The sequence below is a fragment of the Cupriavidus sp. FW305-27 genome (assembly GCF_058787995.1).
Genome location: NZ_JBYTAG010000003.1, coordinates 39857 through 62215 on the forward strand (window position 1 = coordinate 39857; position 22359 = coordinate 62215).

Genomic DNA, 22359 nt, shown 5'->3' on the forward strand with positions numbered 1-22359 from the left:
GGATTTCGGTCCTGCGGCTGGAGCGCCGACTTTCTTCTTTGCCGCTCTTGAACCGGGACTCACCGATCGCGCGAAGCCGTCCCGCCAGAACTGCGGCCATTGTCCTGCGCCCAACCGTAACACCTACCATCTAATCAGAATCACCGGCTGGAAAGAAGCACGATACGTGCGCAAATTCACGTAGTAGCAACACGCCTTTGAACACCCACCGGCACAGCCTCTCACCAACGTCCTTGCCCTCCTGGTCCGGTAGCTTGTCTTGTTCGAGCTGAACTGCCACGATACGGCATCGATCTCTTCGCGAGAGAAGCATGGTCACAAGGAGAACATGCGGCATTCAGCATGAACACTCGTCATGCCGTGCGAATCGGAACTTCTTCTTTCTGCGCGGGCTCGGACTCGCTGGCGACGTACTGGGTGCCTGGGCTGCCTGTAAATGAAGGCACGGTCAGATCCCCCGCGGCGTTGATGCCCCGGCGGTCCATGACAGTGCCCACCGTGAGCCAGAGGATCTTCAGATCCAGCCAGAAAGAGCAGTGGTCCACATACCAGGTGTCGAAGTGAAACTTATCTTCCCAGCTCAGAGAGTTCCGCCCGTTCACCTGCGCCCAGCCGGAAATGCCGGGACGGACCAGATGACGACGTGCCTGGTCCGGTGAGTAGAACGGCAGGTACTTCATCGGCAAAGGTCGTGGACCAATGACACTCATATCGCCCACCAGAACGCACCAGAACTGAGGCAGCTCATCGAGACTGGAGCGGCGCAGAAAATTGCCGAACGGCGTGAGCCTTTCTTCATCCGGCAAGAGCTGGTCATCAGGGCCTCGCTCTTCCGTCATGGTTCGGAACTTCACGACTTCGAATGGCCTGGCACCCAGGCCTGCACGTGTTGCACGAAACAGCACCGGACTGCCCAGCTTCCATCGCACTGCGCCAGCCAGGATCAGCAACGGAATGGCCAGCACGAGCAATGCCATGGAGGCGAAAACTATGTCGAACAAACGCTTCATGATCGATCCGCCCAGTTCGTCCCGCAGCGGCATTCATGGCCATCCCCTGACAGACAATGGATTTCCGCTCCGGAGTCTATCTAACCAAAGCCGAGCCTCCGTGTGAAGGACCAAAATGTGGTCGAGGCCACGTTGCGCCGCGCCACCGGTGCTGGAACCGGTTGCATCGCCAGCAATTCGACTATGTCCGCCATGGCATACATGGCTCTGACGACCTGCGCCTGCGCGCAAGCAGTGTCCGGCCACCCGAAAGAGAATCAAGAAAGCGAGTGTGCGCGCCCGTACAGAAGACACGGCGGCCTGGTTCTGGATTGCCTTAATCTGGCTGGACGGCACGATAGAAGCAATCGGAAATCGCTGTGCAGCACGCCACGCCGATCTATTGGACACGCTGAATTGGGCGATCGCAACTGTTCAATTGCCTGGATTGGCGCGCCCGATGGTCAATCGTGAAGTCAATAGAGCGGTTGATCTCTCAAGGCGCCGCACTATGGTCGCCCCGCGCCTGTGGTTATTTGGTTCGCACTTTCAGTGGCATGATTTTATCGAAGACATGACAGCACCGGAAAAATGATTCAAGAATGATTTTCTGCACCCGCAGCATCATGCGGTGGTCCGTACTGCGCGGCTCCGCAAGCCAGGCAAGTTTAAGGGGAAGAGCAATAATGATCTCGTCAACGGATACGGTTATCATCGGAGCTGGTCCCTATGGCTTATCGGTTTCGGCCTACCTGACCTCAGCTGGCGTGCCACATCAAATTCTTGGGAAACCAATGCATGCCTGGAGGAATTTCATGCCTCCAGGCATGCTGTTGCGCTCGGAAGGATTTGCCTCGAATCTCTATGCGCCGCGGGAAGGCTATACGATTGAAGAATATTGCCGTCGCAATCGTATTGAATATAAGCCGATTGGTATGCACCTGCCGCTCGAGCTCTTTGTGGAATACGGGCTTTGGTTTCAGTCGCAGTTGGTCAGTCATGTTCGCGCAGTGGAAGTTGTCGATATGCACCGCAAGGATGGATTCTTCCGGCTGGCCCTGGGCGACGGCAGTTCCCTGGCGGCGCGGCGCGTGGTAATGGCTTTGGGTCTGAAGGGATTTTCGCAAATGCCTCCAGCACTACAGGGCATGCCGACACCTTACGTGGTTCACTCCAGCGAATTCGGGAGTCTGGAATGGGCTAAGAACAAGAACATCGTCGTTGTGGGCGGAGGTCAGTCGGCAATCGGGCTCGCCGCACTGTTGAGCGAGATCGGAGCGCGGGTTCGCTTACTCGTGCGCGGTGCGACTGTGAATTGGAGTAATGAACCGCGTACCTCCCGTGGGGGTATCTCAAGGCTACTGAGATCGCACGTCGGGATAGGACGCGGTTGGCAGTCGAATACTCCGAGCGCTCTTTTGTCTTCCTTCTTGGTGTCCGAGTACCCTATTGTCTTCCACATGATGAATCTTGAGCGCCGCAAGAGAACTCTAGAGACTGGGTGGGGACCGTCGGGTGCCTGGTGGCTGCGCAATCGCGTGGATGGCAAGATTGATATCTTGACTCAGACTGAAATCAGGCAGGCCGAAGTCAAGAATGGTCAGGTAGTTCTGCAGGTCGCGACCAGGAACGAAACGTCCTGCCTTAGCGCTGATCATGTTGTTGTCGCGACGGGGTTCAAGGTTGACATGGCCAGACATTCCTTCATTTCCCAGGAACTCTTGAATTCGCTTTCACTCATTGACGGCTCGCCAAGTCTGACGCGCAATTTCGAAACCAATGTACGCGACCTATATGTGGTTGGGCCGGCCGCCGCGCTGAGCTTTGGGCCTGCTCTGCGTTTCATCTATGGCGCAAAATATGCGGCTCCACAGTTGGCACGGCACATCAGTAGATGCTTCAAGAATGAAACCAGGATTTCTGTCGCCCAGTCACAGGCCCTCCCTTCGGAGTTGGTCGAGGGAAATGGTGGCAGCGGCCTGCATGGACAAAGCATCCTTCAGGCCCCGGGAAATAATATGGAATAGTTTCAGAAGGCGCTCTCAACTTGCTAAGAGCGAGACGGAGTAGTGGCTAGCCGGACCACTGCACCCAGGACATCCTGACTGCGGTAACTGACGGCCTCAAGGGCATGGAACAGGCCCTGAACGCGGTGTTCCCCCAAACGAGGCTGCAGTCCTGCATCATGCATCTGATCCGCAACAGCCTGGGATACGCCAGCAGAAAGGAGTGCCGGGCCGTGGCGGCGGCGATCAAGCTACTGTGGCTGGCCCTGCGCAACAGGTACTACCCGACTACGTCAAAGCAAACCAGCGCTGCTCGAAAATCCGTTGCATCAAACAAACACCGGCGCCTGGTGCGCCGGTTTCTTTATCAATTCACCACTCAGCGGAAATTCTTCTCGCGCCGGATCAACCCCACCGCCAGCGTCAGCGTCAGGATAAACAGCCAGATCAGCGACCATGCCGGCACCGACAGCCCCAGAACCGGCGGCAGCGGCGCGGTGCACAGGCCATCCGCGTAGAACACCTGCGGCAGCGCCTTGGCAGTCGGCAGCGCGTTGACCCAGTTCTCCAGCGGATCGATGCCGCAGCTGGCCTTGGGATTGAGCAGCAGCGACACGTGGTAGACCGCCACCGCAATCCCGGCAATGCCGGACAGCATGCCCAGGCCCTGCCACAGCGAGCGTGTATTCTGCGCCACGGCGGCCAGCAGCGAGAAGATGCCGATGCCGATAAAGGCAAAGCGCTGCATCACGCAGAGCGGGCAAGGCTGGTAGCCCTTTTCAAACTGCAGGTAGAGCGCAACGCCGACCAGGCCGAAGGAAACGAGGGCGATCAGCAGGAAATAGGCGCGTGAGTTGGCTTGCATAGTGGGTGATCAGGTAATCCGGTAAGCGGTGCCGTCAGTGGATGGCGCGGCATTGCTGCGCATTATTACCTATTTTGCAGCGCCTGCAGTTGGCGTCACATGCAGCGCAAGCCCCCTGCCCTGTGGCGGATTGACGCAGGGGTGCTATGCGCCGGCTGCCTGCTGCCTGCCACGCCGTACGCGGCAAACGGTACAGGCAATGGGGCCGCAAGGGGTGCCCTGGCGGCAACGCGGGATGCTCGAAACCCACGGCATCCTCACGCATGCCGAGCCTTTCCATGACCGCCCGCGAGCGGGCATTGGCGAGTGTCGTGAAAGACACGATCTCATCCAGCCCCAGCCGCTCAAAGCCCCAGGCAAGCGCGCCGCGTGCCGCCTCGGTCGCGTAGCCGCTGCCCCAGGCGTGCCGCGCCAGGCGCCAGGCGATCTCCACGCAGGGCGCGAACGGCAGCGCCGCGGTGGGCTCGTGCAGTCCGACAAACCCCAGGAAAACACCGTCCGCCTTGCGCTGCGCCACCCAGACGCCCCATCCCTTCGCTGCGATCAGGCTGCGGCAGTGGTCGGCCAACGCATCGCTTTCAACACGCGCCAGCGGCGCAGGGAAATAGCGCATCACCTGCGCGTCGGCATTGAGCGCGGCAAACGGCGCATAGTCCGCCTCGCGCCACTGGCGCAGCCGCAGGCGTTCGGTCTCGAAGGCGATGCCGTCGTCCATGGCTCAGTCCAGATGGCGCACGCGGTCGATGGCCTGCTCGATGCGTTCCACCGCGATCACTTCGAGCCCGTCGATCTTCTGTTTGGGCGCGTTCGCCTTAGGAATCACGGCGATCGTAAAGCCCAGCTTGGCGGCTTCCTTCAGACGCTCCTGCCCGCGCGGGCTGGGCCGGATCTCGCCGGCCAGGCCGACTTCGCCGAACACCACCAGGCCGCGCGGCAGCGGCTTGTTGCGCATCGACGAGTGGATCGACAGCAGCACCGCGAGATCGGCGGCGGGTTCGGTGATCTTGACCCCGCCCACAGCGTTGAGGAACACGTCCTGGTCAAAGCAGGCTATGCCCGCGTGCCGGTGCAGCACTGCCAGCAGCAGCGCCAGCCGGTTCTGCTCAAGGCCCACCGCCAGCCGGCGCGGGTTGGGCACATGGGCGGTATCGACCAGCGCCTGGATCTCCACCAGCAGCGGACGCGTGCCCTCCTGCGTCACCAGCACGCATGAGCCCGGCACGGTCTCTTCGTGCTGCGACAGGAACAGCGCCGACGGATTGCTGATGCCGCGCAGGCCGCGCTCGGTCATGGCAAACACGCCCAGCTCATTGACCGCGCCGAAGCGGTTCTTGAAGGCGCGGATCAGCCGGTGCGAGGAATGGGTATCGCCCTCGAAATACAGCACCGTATCGACGATATGCTCCAGCACGCGCGGACCGGCCAGGCTGCCTTCCTTGGTCACGTGGCCGACCAGGATGATGGTGATGCCGCTGCTCTTGGCAATGCGCGTCAGCTGCGCCGCGCATTCGCGCACCTGCGCGACCGAGCCCGGCGCGGAGGTCAACGCCTCGGAGTACAGCGTCTGGATCGAGTCGATCACCGCGACTTCGGGCTTTTCCACTTCCAGCGTGGCCTGGATCTTCTCCAGCTGGATTTCGGCGAGCAGCCCCAGTGACGGGCTTTCCACGCCCAGCCGCTGCGCGCGCAGCGCGATCTGCGCACCGGATTCTTCGCCGCTGACGTAGAGCACGCGGCGCTGGCCCGCAAGGTTGGCCAGTGCCTGCAGCAGCAGCGTGGACTTGCCGATGCCGGGATCGCCGCCGATCAGCACCACCCCGCCCGACACCAGGCCGCCGCCCAGCACGCGGTCGAATTCATCGATGCCGCTGGAAAAGCGCGGCACGTCGGCGGCATCGATCTCCGACAGCTTGCGCACCGTGGCCGAGGCCGCCAGCGGCTGGAAGCGCTTGTTCGCGGCGGACTCGGCCACCGTCTCCACCAGCGTGTTCCATTGCTGGCAATGCGGGCACTGGCCGGCCCAGCGCGGCGTGGTGCCGCCGCATTCAGTACATGTATAGACAGTCTTGGTCTTGGCCAACGGATGTCCTTGCAGGAAAAAACGAGCCGGGCCCACAAGTGGCCCGGCCGGCAGATGGCAAGTGCGCGGGCCAGCGCCCGCACCAACGCCCCGGATCAGGCCACGGCAGGCGCGGCGCTGTCCGAAGCCGTGATCGTCGCCACCGAGGTCGGCACGCGCGGGGCCAGTGCGCACATCAGCTCATAGCCCACCGTGCCGCTGGCTTGCGCCACCTCGTCGATCGGCAGGCCCTGGCCCCACAGCGTGACCGGGCTGCCGACCCTGGCCTTCGGGCACGGGGTCAGGTCCACGCACAGCATGTCCATCGACACGCGCCCGACCAGTTCGGTGCGCACGCCATCGACCAGCACCGGTGCGCGCTGCTCGCCCCAGCCCGACGCATGGCGCGGGTAGCCGTCGGCATAGCCGCACGCCACCACGCCGATGCGCATCGGCCGCTCGGCGGTGAACAAGGAGCCGTAGCCGACGGTATCGCCCGGCTGCAGGTCCTGCACCGAGATCAGTTCGCTGTGCAGCGACATGGCGGGCTGCAGGCCGGTGCCGGCAATATCGGCATCGCGCCCGGTCGGCGAGGCGCCATACAGGATGATGCCGGGGCGCACCCAGGCGCGGTGCGCCTGCGGGTGCCACAGCACCGCGGCCGAGTTCGACAGGCTGGCCTCCCCCGGCAGGTTGGCCGTAGCGGCGTCGAAAGCCTCGATCTGGTGGGCCACGCCTCGGGCACTATCCGCATCGGAAAAATGCGTCATATGGACGATACTGCCCACACAGGGCATGGCGCGTGCACGCTCCCAGGCGGTACGGTAAGCGGCCGGATGGAAGCCGAGCCGGTTCATGCCGGTATTGAGCTTGAGCTGGATCGCCAGCGGTCCCTTGGCGCGTGCGCTTTCCAGCATGCGCAGTTGCTCGTCGCAATGGATCGCGGTGGTCAGGCGGTATTGTTCGATGACGGCAACATCCTGCGGCTGGAAGAAGCCCTCCAGCAGCAGGATCGGGCCCTGCCAGCCAAGGTCGCGCAGCAGCACGGCCTCGTTCAGGTCCAGCAGGCCGAAGCCGTCGGCGCCCCGCAGGGCGGCAAAGACGCGGCGGATGCCATGGCCGTAGGCATTGGCCTTGACCACCGCCCAGATGCGCGACTCCGGCGCCTTGCCGCGGATGATGTCGAGATTGTTGGCCAGGGCGGGTTGGTGGATGACAGCGTGGATGGGTCTTGGCATGGAAGTCACATCTCAGGAAGCGGACGAGCAAGCCGGCGGCGCCGCTGGCGGCGTGGGCAGCCGGCGCGGGCGCTGGAAGTACGGCTCTGTCTCAGTATCGATGGCGCAAACGTCACCTGTCGGTGTGCAGCAGCATGTTGCGGCGACTGGCATGCGGGAATGTGCGGAATTGGCACGCCCTTGTATCCCAGTCACCATATCGGTTCGACCACGCACCAGATCGGGGAAGACCCGGTCGGCTGGTCGCGGTCGCAGTCGTTATTTGAACACATTCAGATGCCGTTGCCGGGGGTCATTGGGGAATCGGCACGGCAATCCGCTGTCAAAAAGAGCCCTTGCCGGGGTTCGGGAATGTCATGTTTTCGTGATATAAAGCCGGACGCTCCGGCCATGTTCTAAAAGCGAAGCATTATGTCAATGACTGTCAGGCAAGCCTCAAGGCGCCGCAGCGCAGCACCACAGACACAATTCGACACGGCCGCGGCACAAGGTTCCCTGCAAACCATGGCCTCCCCGGTGGGCGCCAGCCTGGCCAACCTGAGCGGAGCTCGCGATGGAGAAAAAGTCGACAGCATGAAGAAGGGTTTTTACACCATCATGGCCGCGCAGTTTTTTTCTTCGCTGGCCGACAATGCCTTACTGATCGCCGCCATCGCCCTTCTCACCGAATTGCATTCCCCGCAGTGGATGACCCCGCTGCTCAAGCTGTTCTTCGTTCTTTCCTACGTCGTTCTCGCCGCCTTCGTCGGCGCCTTTGCCGACTCCATGCCCAAGGGGCGGGTGATGCTCATCACCAACGCCATCAAGGTGGTCGGCTGCGCCATCATGATGTTCGGGCTGCACCCGCTGCTGGCGTATGGCGTGGTGGGATTCGGCGCGGCGGCGTACTCGCCGGCCAAGTACGGCATCCTGACCGAGCTGCTGCCGCCGGAGAAACTGGTGCTGGCCAATGGCTGGATCGAAGGCCTGACGGTGGGCTCGATCATCCTGGGCACCGTGGTCGGCGGCGCGCTGATTTCCGTGCACGTGTCAGGCATGCTGCTGCAGCTGGATGTCCCGTTCCTGAACACCGGCATCGACACCCCGGCCGAGGCCGCGATGGTGGTGATCATGCTGTTCTACGTGGTCGCCTCGATCTTCAACCTGTTCATCCCCGATACCGGCGCCCGCTATCCGGCGCAGGAAAAGAACCCGATCAGGCTGATCGCCGAGTTCGGCGACTGCTTCGTGGCGCTGTGGCGCGACAAGCTGGGACAGATCTCGCTGGCGGTGACCACGCTGTTCTGGGGCGTGGGCGCCACGCTGCAGTTCATCGTGCTGAAGTGGGCCGAGAAATCGCTGGGCCTGAACCTGTCCCAGGGCGCGCTGCTGCAGGCCGTGGTGGCCGTGGGCGTGGCCGTGGGCGCGATCCTGGCCGCGGCGCGCATCCCGCTGCGCAAGTCACTGTCGGTGCTGCCCTTTGGCGTGGCAATGGGCGCCACCGTGATGATCATGGCGTTCTACACCAAGGATGCAATGCCCAATGTCACGCTGGACGTGATGGGCCTGCAGATGCCGCTGTACATGGCCATTGCCTATGTGTTCCTGATGGTGGTGGGCGCCATGTCTGGCTACTTCGTGGTGCCGATGAACGCGCTGCTGCAGCACCGCGGGCACGTGCTGCTGTCGGCCGGCCACTCCATCGCGGTGCAGAACTTCAATGAGAACGTCTCGGTGCTGCTGATGCTGTGCCTGTATGCGCTGCTGATCAAGCTGAACGTGCCGATCGGCGTGGTCATCGTCGCACTGGGCCTGTTTATCTGCGTGACCATGGCGCTGGTGCTCAAGCTGCACAAGTACAACGCGCGCACCTTCAACTCGCTGGCGATGATCGGCGAGGACAAGCACCACTAGCCGGCGCAGCGAGGGTCAGGCCGCGTCCTGCGCGGCCTGCGGCCCCGGTCTTGGCGGCTCCGCCGCCCGCGCCAGCGCCCGCTCTTCCCACCCCGGCGGCACCACGAACCCGCGCGAGCATTCGCGCCACCAGCCTGGCGCCTCTGGCCCGGCCGGCTCCAGTTCGCACAGCATCACCGGAGATTCGCGCCGCCAGCCGTGGTCATGGCGCGGGTCGGCAAAGCGCTGCGCCAGCATCGCGCGCAGCGCGCCGGCTTCTTCCGTGCCGGATTCGGGCACCAGCGCGCCCGACAGCCAGCCGGTACGTGGCAGGCGGCACCAGCGCAAGCCGGGCCGAGCGGCTGCGCGGGCGGCCCAGTCATCGAGCGTGGACCACCAGCCGTGCAAATGGTCTGGCGCGATGCCCAGCGCATCCAGCCCCGGCGGCACCCGGCCATCGTGATAGAACAGCCAGCCCAGCAGGTAGACCTCGCTGCGGTCCACCGTATGTCCCAGCAGGGCCTGTGCCTCCGCGGTGCAGCCCAGCGGCAGCTGGCGGTGCACGATGTGGCCCAGCTTGTCGCCAAGGCGGTCGACCAGGTTCGGGCCGACGAAATCCTGCGCCCGCGCTACCTGGCTGTCGCCAGGCGCCATCAGGTAGAACTTGGCCGCCATCTCCCAGTGGACCACCGCGCCCGACGCCTGCTCGCGCCAGATAAAGTCCAGCTCACCCAGCGTGCGGATACCCTGCCGTCCTGCGCACCGCACCGGCACGTTGGCGGCCAGCAGCGACAGCCCCTGCATATGGCGCAGCGCAAAATGCAGCAGCCGCTCGGCATGGCGGCCCAGGCGCAGGCTGCGGCTGGCGGGATCCTGGTCGGGATCGTCGGCGGAAGGGGCGACGTGGCCGTCGGCCAGTTCGTCGATGGTGGCGGGCAGCGTGGCGGGGTCAGCGGCTTCCAGCCAGTGTTGCCAGGCGGCCAGCGTGCCGGCGGGCCAGCGCGCCGGGGCCGCGCCCGGCACCGCCGCCAGCAGCGGCGGCGAGAGCGTGGTCCAGGCCAGGTCGCGCGTGCGCGCCGACGCGGCGCGGCGCCACAGCGGCGGGCCCGACGGCCTGTTGCCGTCGCCGCCGCGGGTCAAGGAGAGGTCAGGCCCCAGCTCCCGCACGGTCATGGACCTCCCTGGCCAGGCACAGGTCTTCCCACGCGCGCGCCTTGTCGGTCAGGGTGCGCAGCAGGTAAGCCGGATGGTAGGTCACCACCACGGGGATACCTTCATAGCTATGTACGGTGCCGCGCAGCTTGCCGATGGGCGTGGTGCTGCGCAGCAGCGACTGCGCCGCAAAGCGGCCCAGCACCAGGATCACCCTGGGCTTCACCAGCGCGATCTGGCGGCGCAGGAACGGCTCGCACTGCGCCACCTCCTCGGGCTCCGGGTTGCGGTTACCGGGCGGGCGGCACTTGAGCACGTTGGCGATAAACACATTGCGCCCGCGCGCCAGCCCGAGCGCGCCGAGCATATTGTCGAGCAGCTTGCCGGCCTGGCCCACGAAGGGCTCGCCCTGCAGGTCTTCGTTCTCGCCGGGGGCTTCGCCCACCAGCATCCATTCGGCCTGGCGGTCGCCCACGCCGAATACGGTATTGGTGCGGTGCTGGCACAGGCCGCACGCGGTGCAGCCGGCCACGGCGGCGTCCAGCGCCGGCCATTCCATGCTGGCAATGGCGGCTTCGCGATCTGCTTGCGCCGAGCCGGGTTCCGGGCCGGCCGGAACCAGAGCAGGCGCCGCCGGTGCCCGGGAGACCGGCGGCGCCACTGGCGCCGGCACCGGCACCGGCATGGCGGGTTCCGCAGCCGGAGCGGCAACCACTGCGGCAACCTCGGCCACAGGCGCCTCGGCAACAGGCATCGCTGCCTGCGCCACGGCCACCTCCGGCGCAGCCTCTGCCTGCGCATCCGCGCGCTCGCGCGGCACCCATTCGGTCGGGATGCCCAGGACTTCCAGGAACTGTGCGCGGCGGCTCATGCCCTGCCCTCCGTGCCTTCATTGGCGGCGGACTCGGCCGGCCAGCTGCGGCGCAGCACCAGCGCATCCTCGCGCTTGCTGCCCAGGGCCGGGTAATAGCCCTTGCGGCGCCCGATCTCGGCAAACCCCGCCGCCTGGTACAGCGCGATCGCCCCGGTATTGGACGGCCGCACTTCCAGCAGCATGGTATGGATGCGGTGCGCGTGCGAGGTGGCCAGCACCACCGCCAGCATCAGCCGCCCCAGCCCCTGGCGCTGGCGCCGCGGCTCGACGGTGATATTGAGCAGGTGCATTTCATCGACCACCGGCATCAGCACGGCGTAGGCCACCAGCGTGCCAGCCGGGTCGCGCAGCGTCAGGCCGAGATGCCCGGACTTGACCGAGTTCTCGAAATTGCCGCGGGTCCACGGATGGCTGTAGGCACGCGCCTCGATGCCCGCCACGGCCGCCAGGTCGAGCGCGCTCATGCGGCCCAGCGCCCAGCCGTGCGGCAGCACCGGCATGGCGGGCACGGCCGGCCAGTGGTTGCGGGGATCGAGCGGATAGGCTGCACTCACGATGCGCTCCCGGTCTGGGCCGCGGCACGGGCGGCAGCGGCGGCTTCGCGTTCGGCGATGGTCTGCGCGACCTTGTCGCGCAGGTAGATCGGCATGGCCTGGTCGGCGTCGATGGCCTCGCCGCGCGCCAGTGCGCGCAGTGCAATCGCGATCATCGGCTGCGCATGGGGCATCGCCTCCGGCAGCACGCGCGCGGCACGCGCCAGGCCCGCCAGCCGCTCGCCGAAAACCGTCGAGGCATTGCCGGCCAGCCAGAAATCGCCGTCGGGCAGCGGCACGGTTTCCGGCGCGCTGACCTGCATCGGCGTGACTTCCGCCCATTCCCGCGCGCTGGCATGCCAGCGGAAAGCAGCGGAATAGGCTTCATCCATGCGCGCGTCCAGGGCCACCAGCACCGCGGTGTCGTCCGGCAGCGCCGGAGTAGCGGCGCGCGCGCGCTCGGCGCACGTCATCAGGGTATTGACCGGAACCACCGGCAGCCCGGCGCCGAAGGCCAGCCCCTGCGCCACGCCGCAGGCGGTGCGCAGGCCCGTGAACGAGCCCGGGCCGGCGCCAAAGGCAATCGCAGCGCAGTCCGCCAGCGCAATGCCGGCTTCGGCCAGCAGCTCGCCGGCAGCCGGCAGCACGCGTGCCGACGAGCGTGCACCAGTGTGCTCATGGCGCACCAGGCACTCGACTCCGGCACCCGGCACCGCACGTCCGAGCGCGACCGAGCACCACTCTGTAGAAGTTTCAACAGCAAGAATCCAGGACATGGCGCGATTGTATCCGGTGACGCCCGGAATCGAGGGCTTCTTCGGTTTTATACGGACGGCGCGGCGCCGCCGGGCGGCTATCATCGGCCTGCACTTTCGCAATCCAGACAGCACACACGGAGGAACCCCCATGAGCGACCTGCAGGCACGCTTCGACCAGGCCCAGATCGACGTCAAGCAACTGAGCGAGCGCCCCAGCAACATGTCCCTGCTGCGCCTGTACGCCCTGTTCAAGCAAGGCAGCGAAGGCGATGCCCACGGCGACAAGCCCGGCATGACCGACTTTGTCGGCCGCTACAAGTTTGAAGCCTGGGAAGCCCTGCGCGGCACCGCACGCGAACAGGCGATGGAGCAGTACATCGCGCTGGTGGAAGAACTTCGCAGCGGCGCAGCCAGCTAAGCCGGCGCAGCCAGGCCCGGCGGCCTCAGGCCGCCGGCACCGGCCGCGGCCGGATCCGCCACGCCGCGATCATCGCACTGGCAATCACCACGCCCACGGCCAGGAAGGTTTCATCGAAGGCACGGATGCGCGCCGCCTGCACGGCGGCGTCGCCGGCCTGGCCCAGCACCGCGCCGTGCTCCGCCAGCCGCCATTGCAGGCCCACGCCCGCCAGGCTCACGCCGATGGCGCCGCCCAGCTGGCGCAGGAAGTTGATGCAGCTCGAGCCCTGCGCGATCAGCGTGAAGTCCACCCCCCGCATTGCCCCCAGCGTCAGCGACGGCAGGATGCAGCCCAGCCCGATCCGCCCCAGCACCGCCAGCGCCACCAGCACCAGATATGGCGTGGAGCGCGAGCCCAGCGCCATCAGCAGGAACGACAGCGACAGCAGCGCCAGCCCGAACGACACCTGGATATGCGGCGCGATCTTGTGGGTGAAGCGCCCCGATATGGCGATCGTCAGCGCCAGCATCACGCCCGCCGGGAACAGCACCAGGCCCGCGCGCGACGGCGTGTATTCCAGCGCCATCTGCATATAGACCGGCAGCAGGTAGGTCGAGCCGAACAGCCCCGCGCCGTAGATAAAGGCCACCACCGCCCCGGCCGCGAACTGCCGGTAGCTGTAGAGCCGCAGGTTCATCAGCGGATGCGCCGCGCGCAGCTGCCACAGCACGAACGCCGCCAGCATCAGCACGCCGAAGCCCGACAGCGCCAGGCCCGCGGGCACGCTGTCGCGCATCTCGACCACGCCGTTGAGCAGGCTTACCGTGGCAATACCGGCCAGGCCCAGCCCGCGCCAGTCCAGCGGCTGGCGCTCGCCCATCATGATCGAGTCCACCGCCATGAAGCGCCGCGCCATCAGCACGCCGATCAGCGTCAGCGGCACCACCACGAAGAAGATCGAGCGCCAGCCGAAGGCCTCGACCAGGAAGCCACCCAGGCTGGGCCCCAGCGCCGGCGCCAGCACCACGCCAAAGCCGAACATGCTGATCGCCTTGCCCTGCTCGCGCTCTTCGAACACGCGCAGGATCAGGATATTGGGCAGCGGCTGCATGATGCCTGCGGCGACGCCTTCGGCCACGCGCATCGCGATCATCACGCCGTAGGTCGGTGAAAAGCCGCCAAAGAGCCCGCCCGCGCCCAGCAGCAGCGAGGCCCCCAGGAAGGTGCGGCGCAGCCCGTAGCGGTTCAGCAGCCAGGGCGTCAGCAGCATCGACAGCGTCATCGCGATCATGAAGCTGGCCGCCACCCATTGCGCCCGCTCCTGCCCCAGCACGAAATGCCGGCTCAGGTCCGGAATCGCTACGTTGATGATGGTGGACGAGACGATCGACGAGATCGTGCCCAGCATCAGCGTCGCCAGCACCAGCCAGCGCAGCCGCTCGCCGTAGCGCACACGCAGCGCCAGCCGGGTCGGCAGACCCGGCCGCTGGCCGGAACCCTCCGGCGTGGCGGGACCCTCGCTCACCCCAGCCGTCCGGTGTCAGCGATCTCGCGGATCTTGCGCACGGTGTCGATATCGGCCTCGTGGTAGGCGGACTTGACGATCTCGGCATAGCGGTCATCGCCGCTGGCGTCGACCGCCGGCATGGTGGTGTTGTAGACAAAGCGCAGCAGCAGCGCGCCCGGACCCGGGGTCTCGATCGCCATGGTCAGCGTGCCGCCGGCATGCTCGGCCGTGGCCGCGGTTTCATAGCGCACCTGCCGGCGCGGCTCGAACACCACATGGTCATGGATCGACGCCTCGCCAAAATGCAGCACGCGATCGATCCAGTTGTCGCCGCGGCCGACTACTTCGGCGCGGTCCAGCCCCAGCACGAAGAGTTCGGGCGACTCGGCGCGCAGCACCAGCCCTTGCCACAGCTGGTCAGGCGTCAGCGGATCCAGTTGAGGATTGCCTGGATCGTTGATCTCAACCAAGTGCTCGAAACGCAACTTCATTCTCCCGATCGTCAGTAAGTCGATATTATGAAGTCTCCGCGTATTCGGGAGACCTTTTTGTCTGCGCGGTGCAACATGGCTTGACACGGACCATTGCCCTTTATCGACCAATATCCACGCCAACTGGAGTCCCGCATGACCGCCGCGCTGCTGGCCGAAACCGATCCTCTGCTGATCCTTGTCTACGCCGACTCGCTGTCATGGGGCATCGTGCCCGGCACGCGCCGGCGCCTGCCCTTCCCGGTGCGCTGGCCCGGCCGGCTGGAGCTGAGCCTGAACGCCGGCGGCGGCGCCCCGGTGCGCGTCATCGAAGACTGCCTGAACGGCCGCCGCACGGTCTGGGACGACCCATTCAAACCCGGCCGCAACGGCCTGCACGGGCTGGCGCAGCGCGTTGAAATCCACTCGCCGCTGGCGCTGGTGGTCCTGATGCTGGGCAACAACGATTTCCAGTCGATGCACCCGCACAACGCCTGGCACGCCGCCCAGGGCATCGCCACGCTGGTGCAGGCGATCCGCAGCGCGCAGATCGAGCCGGGCATGCCGGTGCCTCCGGTGCTGGTCGTCACCCCACCCCCGATCCGCACCCCGCGCGGGCCGCTGGCGCCCAAGTTTGCTGGCGGCGAACATAAGTGGACGGGCCTGCCGCAAGCCGTGGCCGAGGTCTGCACGCAACTGGGCTGTCCGCTGTTCGACGCCGGCACCGTGATCCAGAGCAGCGAGGTCGACGGCGTCCACCTGGATGCCGACGCGCACCTGGCACTCGGCGACGCGCTGCGCCCGGTGGTGCGGGAGCTGTTGCGCGGCTAGCGCGCCGTTCCTGGCACCTGCCTGGCCGGCTGAAACATCACTCCTGACAGCAGTTGTCAGGAGACCCGGCGCACAATGCGGCCGCTTTCACACGGAACGCCGCCAGGAGGCTGTCATGGAGTTGCTGATCAATATCGATGTCGACGATTTGCCGCGCGGCATCGACTTCTACGCGCAGGGGCTTGGCCTGAGGCTGAACCGCAAGCTGTTCGACGGCACCGTTGCCGAAATGCTGGGCGGCAACACCCCCATCTACCTGCTCGCCAAGCCCGCCGGCACCCGCCCCACCACCCGCGCCGATACCCGGCGCGACTACCGCCGCCACTGGACGCCGGTCCACCTCGACTTCGTCGTGGCCAACCTTGAACAGGCCATCGAACGCGCGCTGGAAGCCGGCGCCGAGATCGAGGACTGGCCGCAGGACTTTGACTGGGGACGGCAGGCAAGGCTGTCGGACCCGTTCGGCCATGGCTTGTGCTTTATCGAGTGGAAGGGCCAGGGATATGGGGCGGTGGCTGGCTGAGCCAGTGGCGCACCGTCACCGTGGCGCCAATGACTACCGGCAGCAGGCCGGCACCGTTTCGCGTCCCGGTGACTTTTCAGCGCAAGACTGGCCTGATCCTGCTGGACCAGCTCCGGATCGTGGACAAGTCCCGGCTGGTCAGGCGGGCCGGCGGCCTGAGTGACAGGATCGTGGAAGACACCTTGCGGACATTGCGCGAAGTCTTTGCAGGCTGAGCCTTGGCACAGAAGCATTTAATGCCGGCCATCTGGCGTTGTTTGGATTCATAAGCTTATGAAAAAGAAATAGACGCCAGATTCATTCCCGCCGCGCCATCTGGACGCAATTGCGTTAATCTGTGGCCCTCGCCCCGGTCAGGCGATCCCTGCCCAGGCGACGGTCTCACTCGCCACATAACCAGAATATCTCCAGAACTCCTATGCGCAGCACGTCTCTCATCAAGCGCCTGGCGGTCGCAGTGTCCGCCCTTGGTTTTTTCGCCGCCGGCAGCGCGTCGGCCCAGGAACAGACCATCCGCGTCGGCACGGTCAGCGGCCCGGATGCCGAAGTCTGGCAAGTCGTCCAGAAAGTGGCCAAGCGCAATGGCCTGAACGTCAAGGTCGTCGAGTTCAACGACTACGTGCAGCCCAACGCCGCACTGGATGCCGGCGACCTGGACGCCAACAGCTTCCAGCACCAGCCCTACCTGGACAGCCAGGTGAAGCAGCGCGGCTACAAGATGCAGAGCGTGGGCTACACCTATATCTCGCCGCTCGGCATCTACGCGAAGAGCCTGAAGTCGCCGAAGGACCTGCCGCAAGGCGCCACGGTGGCCGTGCCCAACGACCCGTCCAATGAAAACCGCGCCCTGCTGCTGCTCCAGTCGCAAGGCGTGATCAAGCTGAAGGCAGGCGCCGGCACCAACGGTGTCAACGCCACGCCGCTGGACGTGGCCGAGAACCCGAAGAAGCTGAAGCTCGTGGAACTGGATGCAGCGCAGCTGGCCCGCGCCCTGCCCGATGTCAGCGCCGCCGTGATCAACACCAACTACGCGCTCGCGGCCGGCCTGCAGCCGACCAAGGACGCGATCGCACTGGAAGACATCCACAGCCCGTACGCCAACATCATCGTCGTGCGCACGCAGGACAAGGACAAGCCGTGGGTCAAGAAGCTGGTGGCAGCGTACCAGTCTGAAGACGTGCGCCAGTTCATGAAGGCCCAGTACAAGGGCGCGATGGTGCCGTCGTTCTGATTGCCCGTGGCACATCCGGATCGCCGTAACGCAGTCCGGCCAGCGATGCTGCGTGTGCCCGCCGGAGGTGCTTGCAAATTTGTGAACCTTCGGTAAAATGCGCCGCTCACCTTGCCCAGGTGGCGGAATTGGTAGACGCACTAGGTTCAGGTCCTAGCGGTGGCAACACTGTGGAGGTTCGAGTCCTCTCCTGGGCACCAGAGATTCAAGCAGAGAGCCCGCACAAAAGTGCGGGCTTTTTGTTTTTTGCGGCCGCCAACGGATATTGAAGCGGTTCAGCGTTGTTCCGGCTGCCCCAGAACCGGCGGAGCCGGCGGCGGCAGCGGCGTGGCAACCGGCTCCAGTCCGGTCGTTCGCACGATCGTGGCTGCCGCCGGGGACGCCAGGAACCGAACAAACCGCGAAGCCGCCGCGCTCTGGTGGCCCGCCACCATCCCGGCGGAGAAGAAGACGTGCTGCTGCAGTTCGGCTGGCACCCGGCTGCCCGCTGCCACCTTGCCCTCCGATATCAGCTTGTCGAGACCCGAGTCCGCCAGGATCACCACATCGAAGGTCTCGCCGCGTGCCAGCCGGCTGGGGAAGCCAACCACGTGGTTGGCGTGCTGGCGCTGGTGGAAGCCCGCCTCGGCATGGCCGTGCTGCCGGGCCTGGCACTGCCACGCGATCATCCCCGCCTGTGCGCCATCGCGCTGACCGAGCCTGCCGTGGACCGTATCCTGGCGCTGATACGCCGTCGCGACCGGGCGTTGCAGCCTGCGGCCAAGGCGCTGTTTGACATCCTCACTTCCGACTCTGACGTGTCCACCGATTGACCAGCAACAGCGGCCCACCGCAGCTCAACCGGATTTCTTGCGCCAAAGCCGGCCGAGGGACTTGCAAAATCCGCAGCGCGCTGTAAAATCCGGCGCTCACCTTGCCCAGGTGGCGGAATTGGTAGACGCACTAGGTTCAGGTCCTAGCGGTGGCAACACTGTGGAGGTTCGAGTCCTCTCCTGGGCACCAAGGTTTCAAAGCGAAAAGCCCGCACGAACGTGCGGGCTTTTTGTTTTGCCGCGACGGACTCGTCATTCATCCGCGCACAGCTTTGCCGCCGTCTGGTCCAGCTGCGCCTTCACCATTGCCAGCAGCGAATACACGTTGTGGCAACCCTCCGAACGCTCGCTCTCGATTTCAACCAGCAACAGGATGGCACTCAGCCCGGCGCTGATTTGCTCAAAGGACTCGGTGAGGCCTGCAGTTTCTCGCCCCCGCCATCGTGCGGCGATAAGACGTTTCGCATTCGCCACTCCCCGCCCCCATCGCCTACAGTATTCCTATCCAAGGGCGCGGCCGACCCGCCTGACCTAAGAACTGCGGAGAACCACCGTGGGCAAACTGCAAGAGCGTCGCCGTTTCCTGGGAGCCGCGCTGGGCGGCCTGCTGGTCCCTGCCCTGCCCGCCTGCGGTGGGGATGACGACGATCCGCCCAGGCCGCCCGGTCCGGTTCCCGAATCCCAGATCACCCAGGCCATCGCCCAGATCGACAAGCTGGCCGCTGACCTGATGGCCAGTTCCGGCGTGCCGGGCATGGCCGTCGCCGTGGTGCGCGGCAATCAAACCGTTTACGCCAAAGGCTTTGGCCGCAGGCTGGTAACCGACCCCGCGCCGGTCGATGCCGACACTGTGTTCCAGCTTGCGTCGGTGTCAAAGCCCATCGGGGCAACCGTGGTGGCCCGGCAGGTCGGCCGCGGCGGCATCAGTTGGGATACGCCGGTGCGCGCGCACCTGCCGTGGTTCGCGCTCGCGGAAGCGGAAGTCACGGAAGCCGTCACCATTGGCGATCTCTACGCCCATCGCTCCGGCCTGCCCGACCACGCCGGCGACCGGCTTGAAGACATGGGCTTCGACCGCCAGCAGGTACTGACGCGCCTGCGCTACCTGCCGCTGCATCCGTTCCGGGCAGTCTATGCGTACACCAACTTTGGCATGACCGCCGCCGCCGAGGCCGTGGCCACCGCGGCCGGCATCGACTGGGCCACGCTGTCCGAGCAGGCCATCTACCAACCGCTGGGCATGGCGCGCACCAGTTCGCGCTACGCCGACTTTGCCGCGCGCGACAACCGCGCCCTCGGCCATGTCAGGATCAACGGCGCCTGGGTGCAAGGCATGGGCACGATGCCGGATGCGCAGTCGCCCGCCGGGGGCGTCAGTTCATCCGTCAACGACATCGCGAAATGGCTGGCGATGCTGCTCGCCAAAGGCGAGTTCGCAGGCCAGCGCATCGTCGACGCCGCCGCGCTGGCACCCGCGCTGAGCCAGCAGATGCAAAGCAGCCCGCCCGTCAGCGGACGGCCGGCCGGCTACTACGGCTATGGCTTCAATGTCGGCACGACCGAACTCGGGCTGGCCTCCTATAACCACTCCGGCGCGTTCGCGGTGGGCGCGGCCACCAACCTTACCGCGGTGCCGTCGCTGAACCTGGCCATCGTCACGTTGACCAACGGCTATCCCATTGGCGTCCCGGAAACCCTGAACGCACAATTCTTCGATCTCGTGCAGTACGGCGCCATCCGGCGCGACTGGGGCAAGATCTACGGCGATGCGCTTGCGCCGCTGCTGGCACCGGAAGGCCGGCTGGTCGGCCAGGCACCCCCGGCCAACCCGTTGCCGGCGCGCGCACTCTCGGCTTACACCGGCATCTACCAGAACGACTACTACGGTCCGCTGCAGGTGGCCGACCAGGGCGGCACGCTGGTGATGACGCTGGGCGCCACCCCTCTCACCTTGCCGCTGAGCCACTGGGACGGCGACGTCTTTACCTTCACGCTCAATAACGAGAACGCGACGCCGGGCACGATCTCGCAAGCGGCGTTCTCCAGCGACCGCGTGTGGCTGGAGTATTACGACCACGAAGGATTGGGCATGTTTGTCCGCTAGTACTGCAAGTTGCCAGGCCAATTCATCCAGGGAAGAAAGACCATGACCAGACTGCGCGCCGTTCTCCTCGCCACCGTCATCGCCCTGCTCGGCGCCTGCGCGGCGCCCACGCCGCCAGCGGAGGCCCGGCGCCCGATGCCGGCCGGCCAGCCCACCGCCGGCAAGGCCGAAGTGCTGTGGCTGGGCCAGGCCGCCACGCGCATCACCACGCCCGGCGGCAAGGTCATCGTGGTCGACCCATGGCTCACCACCAATCCCAAGACGCCGCCAGGCTTCAAGCAGCTCTCGGCGCTGGGCAAGGTCGACCTGATTCTGGTCACGCACGCCCACAGCGACCACCTGGGCGATGCCCCCGCCCTGGCCAGGCTGACCAACGCGCCGATCTACAACGGCGGCGGCCTGGGCCAGGCCCTGGTCAGCCTGGGCATGGTCCCGGCCGCGCAGGCGCAGCGCTTCGGCAAGAGCGGCACGGTCATGCCCTTTGGCCCGACCGGCCCCAGAATCACCGCAGTGCATGCCGAACACTCGTCGGAACTGGCGCTGAAGAACCCCGCCACCGGCAAGGACGAAACCCACTACGGCGGTGAGCCCGTCGGCTACATCATCGAGCTGGAGAACGGCTTCAAGATCTGGCACATGGGCGATACGGGACTGTTCGGTGACATGCGGCTGATCGGGGAGGTCTACAAACCCGATCTCGTGCTGATCCCCATTGGCGGCCATTTCACCATGGGACCGCAGGAAGCCGCCATCGCGGTGCGCGACCTGATCCGGCCGCGCTTTGCGATCCCGATCCACTATCAGACCTCGCCGCAGTTGAGCGGGACACCGGAAGCGTTCAAGGCGGCGCTGGGCGCTGGCGCCGCGGCAGGCGTGATCGTGCCGCAGCCGGGGGAGAAGGTGGATTTCTGATCCCGGGATGATGCTCACGCAACGCGATATCGCCGAATGACCTCCGGATCCGGGTCGATGCCCAGGCCCGGGCCAGCGGGTACCGCGATCATGCCATCGCGCGGCACCACGGCATCGCCAAGCACCTGCGCCTCCATGTCGAAGTAGCGCCATTCGATCATGGCCGCGGCATCCCCCAGCGCTGCCGTGGCATGCATGCTGGCCAGCAGCCCCGGGCCGTCGTAGAAGGTATGGACCATCACTTGCGTGTTGTGCGCCTCGGCCAGCGCAAAGACGTTGCGCAAGGCGCTGATGCCACCCATCTTGGCCGGGCTGGGTTGCACCACATCGACGGCGCCCACGCTGAGCAGGTGCTGGAACTCCATCAGCGTGGTGGCATTCTCGCCGGCGGCGACCGGGATGGCGCACTGCTGGCGCAGGGCGGCCAGTCCGGCATGGTTCTCCGGCGGCCACAGGGGCTCTTCCAGCCACCGTAGCGACAAGGGTTCCAGCGCGCGCGCCATGTCGATGGCCTCATGGAGCGGCCACGGGCAGTTCGTATCCAGCGTGATCTCGATGTCCGGGCCCGCTGCTTCGCGGGCGGCGCGAATGACCGCGAGGTCGACCTCGTGCAGCTTCAGGCTCCGGTAGCCATCGGCGATGGCGCGGCTGACATTGACCGCCATCGTTTCGGGATCGGCATACCGGATCAGGCTGGCATAGGCAGGCAGGCGGTCCCGGCGCGCGCCGCCGAGCAGTTGGTGAACAGGCAGCCCGGCCGCTTTGCCGCAAAGGTCCCACAGGGCGATATCGAGCGCGGACAGCCCGTAGAAGATGGCCCCGCTGCGCCCGAAGACATGGAACCTGCGTTGCAGGTCCAGGCCAATGGCATCGATCCGGGTTGCGTCCCGGCCGAGGCAGGCCGGCGCCAGCATCTGTTCGATGGCCGCCTTGACCGCCGGAATCCCCACGAAGCCGAAGGTCTCGCCCCAGCCAACCAGCCCATCGTCGGTCGTCACCTTGAGCAGCAGCGAGTCGGCGGCCTGCATCCCGGCGCCGCCCCAGACGCCCGCGGCGGAGACGCCGCCCACCGTGAACGGAATGCGCAGGACGATGGCTTCGATGCTCGCGATCTTCATGGCGCCCTCCCTCCGTTACCCGCAGTCCGCCCGTGCAACGCATAAGGCGATGCCGGGCAGAGTTCAATATAGGCGAGAAGGCAAGCAACCGAGTGACGGCGGGTC

At 65.8% G+C, this 22359-nt stretch carries 23 protein-coding genes, 2 tRNA genes and 3 pseudogenes; 14 read left to right on the plus strand and 14 right to left on the minus strand.

From position 1 onward, the window contains the following. Positions 1 to 353 precede the first annotated feature (353 nt). Complete coding sequence (locus AC3WRI_RS02075; RefSeq protein ID WP_037024914.1) at positions 354 to 1010, minus strand: sugar transferase; 657 nt, start codon at positions 1008 to 1010, stop codon at positions 354 to 356. A 271-nt stretch (positions 1011 to 1281) separates the two neighbouring features. Between AC3WRI_RS02075 and AC3WRI_RS02080 the strand changes: the two genes are divergently transcribed. The 3 genes and pseudogenes from AC3WRI_RS02080 to AC3WRI_RS02090 all read left to right on the plus strand — a co-directional run. Further along, a complete protein-coding gene (locus AC3WRI_RS02080; RefSeq protein ID WP_011615497.1) occupies positions 1282 to 1584 on the plus strand; it encodes a hypothetical protein in 303 nt (100 codons plus the stop codon). A gap of 7 nt (positions 1585 to 1591) precedes the next feature. Further along, complete coding sequence (locus tag AC3WRI_RS02085) at positions 1592 to 3016, plus strand: NAD(P)-binding domain-containing protein (protein ID WP_492292450.1); 1425 nt, start codon at positions 1592 to 1594, stop codon at positions 3014 to 3016. Positions 3017 to 3084: 68 nt separating this feature from the next. Further along, positions 3085 to 3261: pseudogene (locus AC3WRI_RS02090) on the plus strand (transposase); the annotation flags it as partial. Between the two features lie 113 nt (positions 3262 to 3374). Here AC3WRI_RS02090 and AC3WRI_RS02095 read toward each other — a convergent pair. From AC3WRI_RS02095 to alr, 4 genes and pseudogenes are all read right to left on the minus strand, one after another. Next, positions 3375 to 3860, minus strand: a complete 486-nt coding sequence (locus AC3WRI_RS02095; protein ID WP_010810635.1) for a disulfide bond formation protein B — start codon at positions 3858 to 3860, stop codon at positions 3375 to 3377. A gap of 157 nt (positions 3861 to 4017) precedes the next feature. Further along, a pseudogene (locus AC3WRI_RS02100) lies at positions 4018 to 4575 on the minus strand (GNAT family N-acetyltransferase); the annotation flags it as partial. 3 nt (positions 4576 to 4578) lie between these two features. Continuing rightward, positions 4579 to 5940 (minus strand): DNA repair protein RadA, encoded by a 1362-nt coding sequence (radA, locus tag AC3WRI_RS02105; RefSeq protein ID WP_010810633.1) that lies wholly within the window; start codon positions 5938 to 5940, stop codon positions 4579 to 4581. A 95-nt stretch (positions 5941 to 6035) separates the two neighbouring features. Continuing rightward, entirely contained in the window at positions 6036 to 7157 is a 1122-nt protein-coding gene (gene alr, locus AC3WRI_RS02110; RefSeq protein ID WP_010810632.1) for an alanine racemase, read from the minus strand. A 573-nt stretch (positions 7158 to 7730) separates the two neighbouring features. Between alr and lplT the strand changes: the two genes are divergently transcribed. After that, a complete protein-coding gene (lplT, locus tag AC3WRI_RS02115) occupies positions 7731 to 9050 on the plus strand; it encodes a lysophospholipid transporter LplT (RefSeq protein WP_010810631.1) in 1320 nt (439 codons plus the stop codon). Between the two features lie 15 nt (positions 9051 to 9065). On the opposite strand, the gene AC3WRI_RS02120 is transcribed toward lplT, so the two are convergent. From AC3WRI_RS02120 to tsaB, 4 genes are read right to left on the minus strand one after another with little or no spacing between them, the layout of a single operon-like run. Then, positions 9066 to 10202 (minus strand): DUF1853 family protein, encoded by a 1137-nt coding sequence (locus AC3WRI_RS02120; RefSeq protein WP_011615501.1) that lies wholly within the window; start codon positions 10200 to 10202, stop codon positions 9066 to 9068. Next, positions 10177 to 11052: a uracil-DNA glycosylase gene (locus AC3WRI_RS02125; RefSeq protein ID WP_492292452.1), complete on the minus strand. Its 876-nt coding sequence runs from the start codon at positions 11050 to 11052 to the stop codon at positions 10177 to 10179. The genes AC3WRI_RS02120 and AC3WRI_RS02125 overlap by 26 nt, the downstream gene beginning before the upstream one ends. Continuing rightward, positions 11049 to 11609, minus strand: a complete 561-nt coding sequence (gene rimI, locus AC3WRI_RS02130) for a ribosomal protein S18-alanine N-acetyltransferase (RefSeq protein WP_011615503.1) — start codon at positions 11607 to 11609, stop codon at positions 11049 to 11051. Before rimI ends, AC3WRI_RS02125 begins: the two co-directional genes overlap by 4 nt. Continuing rightward, positions 11606 to 12364, minus strand: coding sequence for a tRNA (adenosine(37)-N6)-threonylcarbamoyltransferase complex dimerization subunit type 1 TsaB (tsaB, locus tag AC3WRI_RS02135; RefSeq protein WP_041687412.1), 759 nt, complete (start codon positions 12362 to 12364; stop codon positions 11606 to 11608). The genes rimI and tsaB overlap by 4 nt, the downstream gene beginning before the upstream one ends. 130 nt (positions 12365 to 12494) lie before the next feature. Here tsaB and AC3WRI_RS02140 point away from each other — a divergent pair, with 130 nt between their 5' ends. Next, the gene (locus tag AC3WRI_RS02140; RefSeq protein WP_011615505.1) at positions 12495 to 12764 is read left to right on the plus strand and encodes an acyl-CoA-binding protein; all 270 of its coding nucleotides are present in this window, start codon (positions 12495 to 12497) and stop codon (positions 12762 to 12764) included. A 25-nt stretch (positions 12765 to 12789) separates the two neighbouring features. On the opposite strand, the gene AC3WRI_RS02145 is transcribed toward AC3WRI_RS02140, so the two are convergent. Continuing rightward, complete coding sequence (locus AC3WRI_RS02145) at positions 12790 to 14271, minus strand: DHA2 family efflux MFS transporter permease subunit (RefSeq protein ID WP_492292454.1); 1482 nt, start codon at positions 14269 to 14271, stop codon at positions 12790 to 12792. After that, a complete protein-coding gene (locus AC3WRI_RS02150) occupies positions 14268 to 14744 on the minus strand; it encodes an SRPBCC family protein (RefSeq protein ID WP_010810624.1) in 477 nt (158 codons plus the stop codon). Before AC3WRI_RS02150 ends, AC3WRI_RS02145 begins: the two co-directional genes overlap by 4 nt. 135 nt (positions 14745 to 14879) lie before the next feature. On the opposite strand from AC3WRI_RS02150, the gene AC3WRI_RS02155 reads away from it, so the two are divergent. The 5 genes from AC3WRI_RS02155 to AC3WRI_RS02175 all read left to right on the plus strand — a co-directional run bounded on the left by AC3WRI_RS02155 (position 14880) and on the right by AC3WRI_RS02175 (position 17508). Continuing rightward, on the plus strand, positions 14880 to 15554 hold the full coding sequence (locus AC3WRI_RS02155) for an SGNH/GDSL hydrolase family protein (protein ID WP_492292456.1): 675 nt from the start codon (positions 14880 to 14882) through the stop codon (positions 15552 to 15554). A gap of 115 nt (positions 15555 to 15669) precedes the next feature. Continuing rightward, positions 15670 to 16077: a VOC family protein gene (locus tag AC3WRI_RS02160; RefSeq protein ID WP_010810622.1), complete on the plus strand. Its 408-nt coding sequence runs from the start codon at positions 15670 to 15672 to the stop codon at positions 16075 to 16077. Further along, positions 16029 to 16292 carry a type II toxin-antitoxin system PemK/MazF family toxin gene (locus tag AC3WRI_RS02165; protein ID WP_492292458.1) on the plus strand — a complete coding sequence of 88 codons (264 nt, stop codon included), beginning with the start codon at positions 16029 to 16031 and terminating at the stop codon, positions 16290 to 16292. Before AC3WRI_RS02160 ends, AC3WRI_RS02165 begins: the two co-directional genes overlap by 49 nt. A 203-nt stretch (positions 16293 to 16495) precedes the next feature. Next, the gene (locus AC3WRI_RS02170) at positions 16496 to 17308 is read left to right on the plus strand and encodes a MetQ/NlpA family ABC transporter substrate-binding protein (RefSeq protein WP_492292460.1); all 813 of its coding nucleotides are present in this window, start codon (positions 16496 to 16498) and stop codon (positions 17306 to 17308) included. 113 nt (positions 17309 to 17421) lie between these two features. After that, positions 17422 to 17508, plus strand: a tRNA-Leu gene (locus tag AC3WRI_RS02175). A 75-nt stretch (positions 17509 to 17583) separates the two neighbouring features. Here the strand turns inward: AC3WRI_RS02175 and AC3WRI_RS02180 are convergent. Beyond that, a pseudogene (locus tag AC3WRI_RS02180) lies at positions 17584 to 17886 on the minus strand (substrate-binding domain-containing protein); the annotation flags it as partial. Between the two features lie 33 nt (positions 17887 to 17919). Between AC3WRI_RS02180 and AC3WRI_RS02185 the strand changes: the two are divergent. Further along, the gene (locus tag AC3WRI_RS02185) at positions 17920 to 18120 is read left to right on the plus strand and encodes a LysR substrate-binding domain-containing protein (RefSeq protein ID WP_492292517.1); all 201 of its coding nucleotides are present in this window, start codon (positions 17920 to 17922) and stop codon (positions 18118 to 18120) included. 103 nt (positions 18121 to 18223) lie between these two features. After that, positions 18224 to 18310: transfer RNA gene (locus AC3WRI_RS02190), tRNA-Leu, on the plus strand. Positions 18311 to 18372: 62 nt separating this feature from the next. Here the strand turns inward: AC3WRI_RS02190 and AC3WRI_RS02195 are convergent. Beyond that, on the minus strand, positions 18373 to 18594 hold the full coding sequence (locus tag AC3WRI_RS02195; RefSeq protein WP_492292461.1) for a hypothetical protein: 222 nt from the start codon (positions 18592 to 18594) through the stop codon (positions 18373 to 18375). Positions 18595 to 18673: 79 nt separating this feature from the next. Between AC3WRI_RS02195 and AC3WRI_RS02200 the strand changes: the two genes are divergently transcribed. Beyond that, on the plus strand, positions 18674 to 20224 hold the full coding sequence (locus AC3WRI_RS02200; RefSeq protein WP_011615509.1) for a serine hydrolase: 1551 nt from the start codon (positions 18674 to 18676) through the stop codon (positions 20222 to 20224). 42 nt (positions 20225 to 20266) lie between these two features. Next, entirely contained in the window at positions 20267 to 21136 is an 870-nt protein-coding gene (locus AC3WRI_RS02205) for a metal-dependent hydrolase (RefSeq protein ID WP_010810615.1), read from the plus strand. Positions 21137 to 21150: 14 nt separating this feature from the next. Here the strand turns inward: AC3WRI_RS02205 and AC3WRI_RS02210 are convergent, their stop codons facing one another. Then, positions 21151 to 22254, minus strand: coding sequence for a mandelate racemase/muconate lactonizing enzyme family protein (locus AC3WRI_RS02210; protein WP_439670643.1), 1104 nt, complete (start codon positions 22252 to 22254; stop codon positions 21151 to 21153). Positions 22255 to 22359 lie beyond the last annotated feature (105 nt).

What these genes read in the sequence shown, in the direction of transcription:
- AC3WRI_RS02120 (WP_011615501.1), bottom strand. Translation starts at nt 10,202, where the DNA reads ATGACCGTGCGGGAGCTGGGGCCTGACCTCTCCTTGACCCGCGGCGGC.
- AC3WRI_RS02150 (WP_010810624.1), bottom strand. Translation starts at nt 14,744, where the DNA reads ATGAAGTTGCGTTTCGAGCACTTGGTTGAGATCAACGATCCAGGCAAT.
- alr (WP_010810632.1), bottom strand. Translation starts at nt 7,157, where the DNA reads ATGCCAAGACCCATCCACGCTGTCATCCACCAACCCGCCCTGGCCAAC.
- lplT (WP_010810631.1), top strand. Translation starts at nt 7,731, where the DNA reads ATGAAGAAGGGTTTTTACACCATCATGGCCGCGCAGTTTTTTTCTTCG.
- AC3WRI_RS02205 (WP_010810615.1), top strand. Translation starts at nt 20,267, where the DNA reads ATGACCAGACTGCGCGCCGTTCTCCTCGCCACCGTCATCGCCCTGCTC.
- AC3WRI_RS02085 (WP_492292450.1), top strand. Translation starts at nt 1,592, where the DNA reads ATGATTTTCTGCACCCGCAGCATCATGCGGTGGTCCGTACTGCGCGGC.
- AC3WRI_RS02125 (WP_492292452.1), bottom strand. Translation starts at nt 11,052, where the DNA reads ATGAGCCGCCGCGCACAGTTCCTGGAAGTCCTGGGCATCCCGACCGAA.
- AC3WRI_RS02160 (WP_010810622.1), top strand. Translation starts at nt 15,670, where the DNA reads ATGGAGTTGCTGATCAATATCGATGTCGACGATTTGCCGCGCGGCATC.
- AC3WRI_RS02155 (WP_492292456.1), top strand. Translation starts at nt 14,880, where the DNA reads ATGACCGCCGCGCTGCTGGCCGAAACCGATCCTCTGCTGATCCTTGTC.
- AC3WRI_RS02210 (WP_439670643.1), bottom strand. Translation starts at nt 22,254, where the DNA reads ATGAAGATCGCGAGCATCGAAGCCATCGTCCTGCGCATTCCGTTCACG.
- AC3WRI_RS02095 (WP_010810635.1), bottom strand. Translation starts at nt 3,860, where the DNA reads ATGCAAGCCAACTCACGCGCCTATTTCCTGCTGATCGCCCTCGTTTCC.
- AC3WRI_RS02170 (WP_492292460.1), top strand. Translation starts at nt 16,496, where the DNA reads ATGCGCAGCACGTCTCTCATCAAGCGCCTGGCGGTCGCAGTGTCCGCC.
- AC3WRI_RS02075 (WP_037024914.1), bottom strand. Translation starts at nt 1,010, where the DNA reads ATGAAGCGTTTGTTCGACATAGTTTTCGCCTCCATGGCATTGCTCGTG.
- tsaB (WP_041687412.1), bottom strand. Translation starts at nt 12,364, where the DNA reads ATGTCCTGGATTCTTGCTGTTGAAACTTCTACAGAGTGGTGCTCGGTC.
- AC3WRI_RS02140 (WP_011615505.1), top strand. Translation starts at nt 12,495, where the DNA reads ATGAGCGACCTGCAGGCACGCTTCGACCAGGCCCAGATCGACGTCAAG.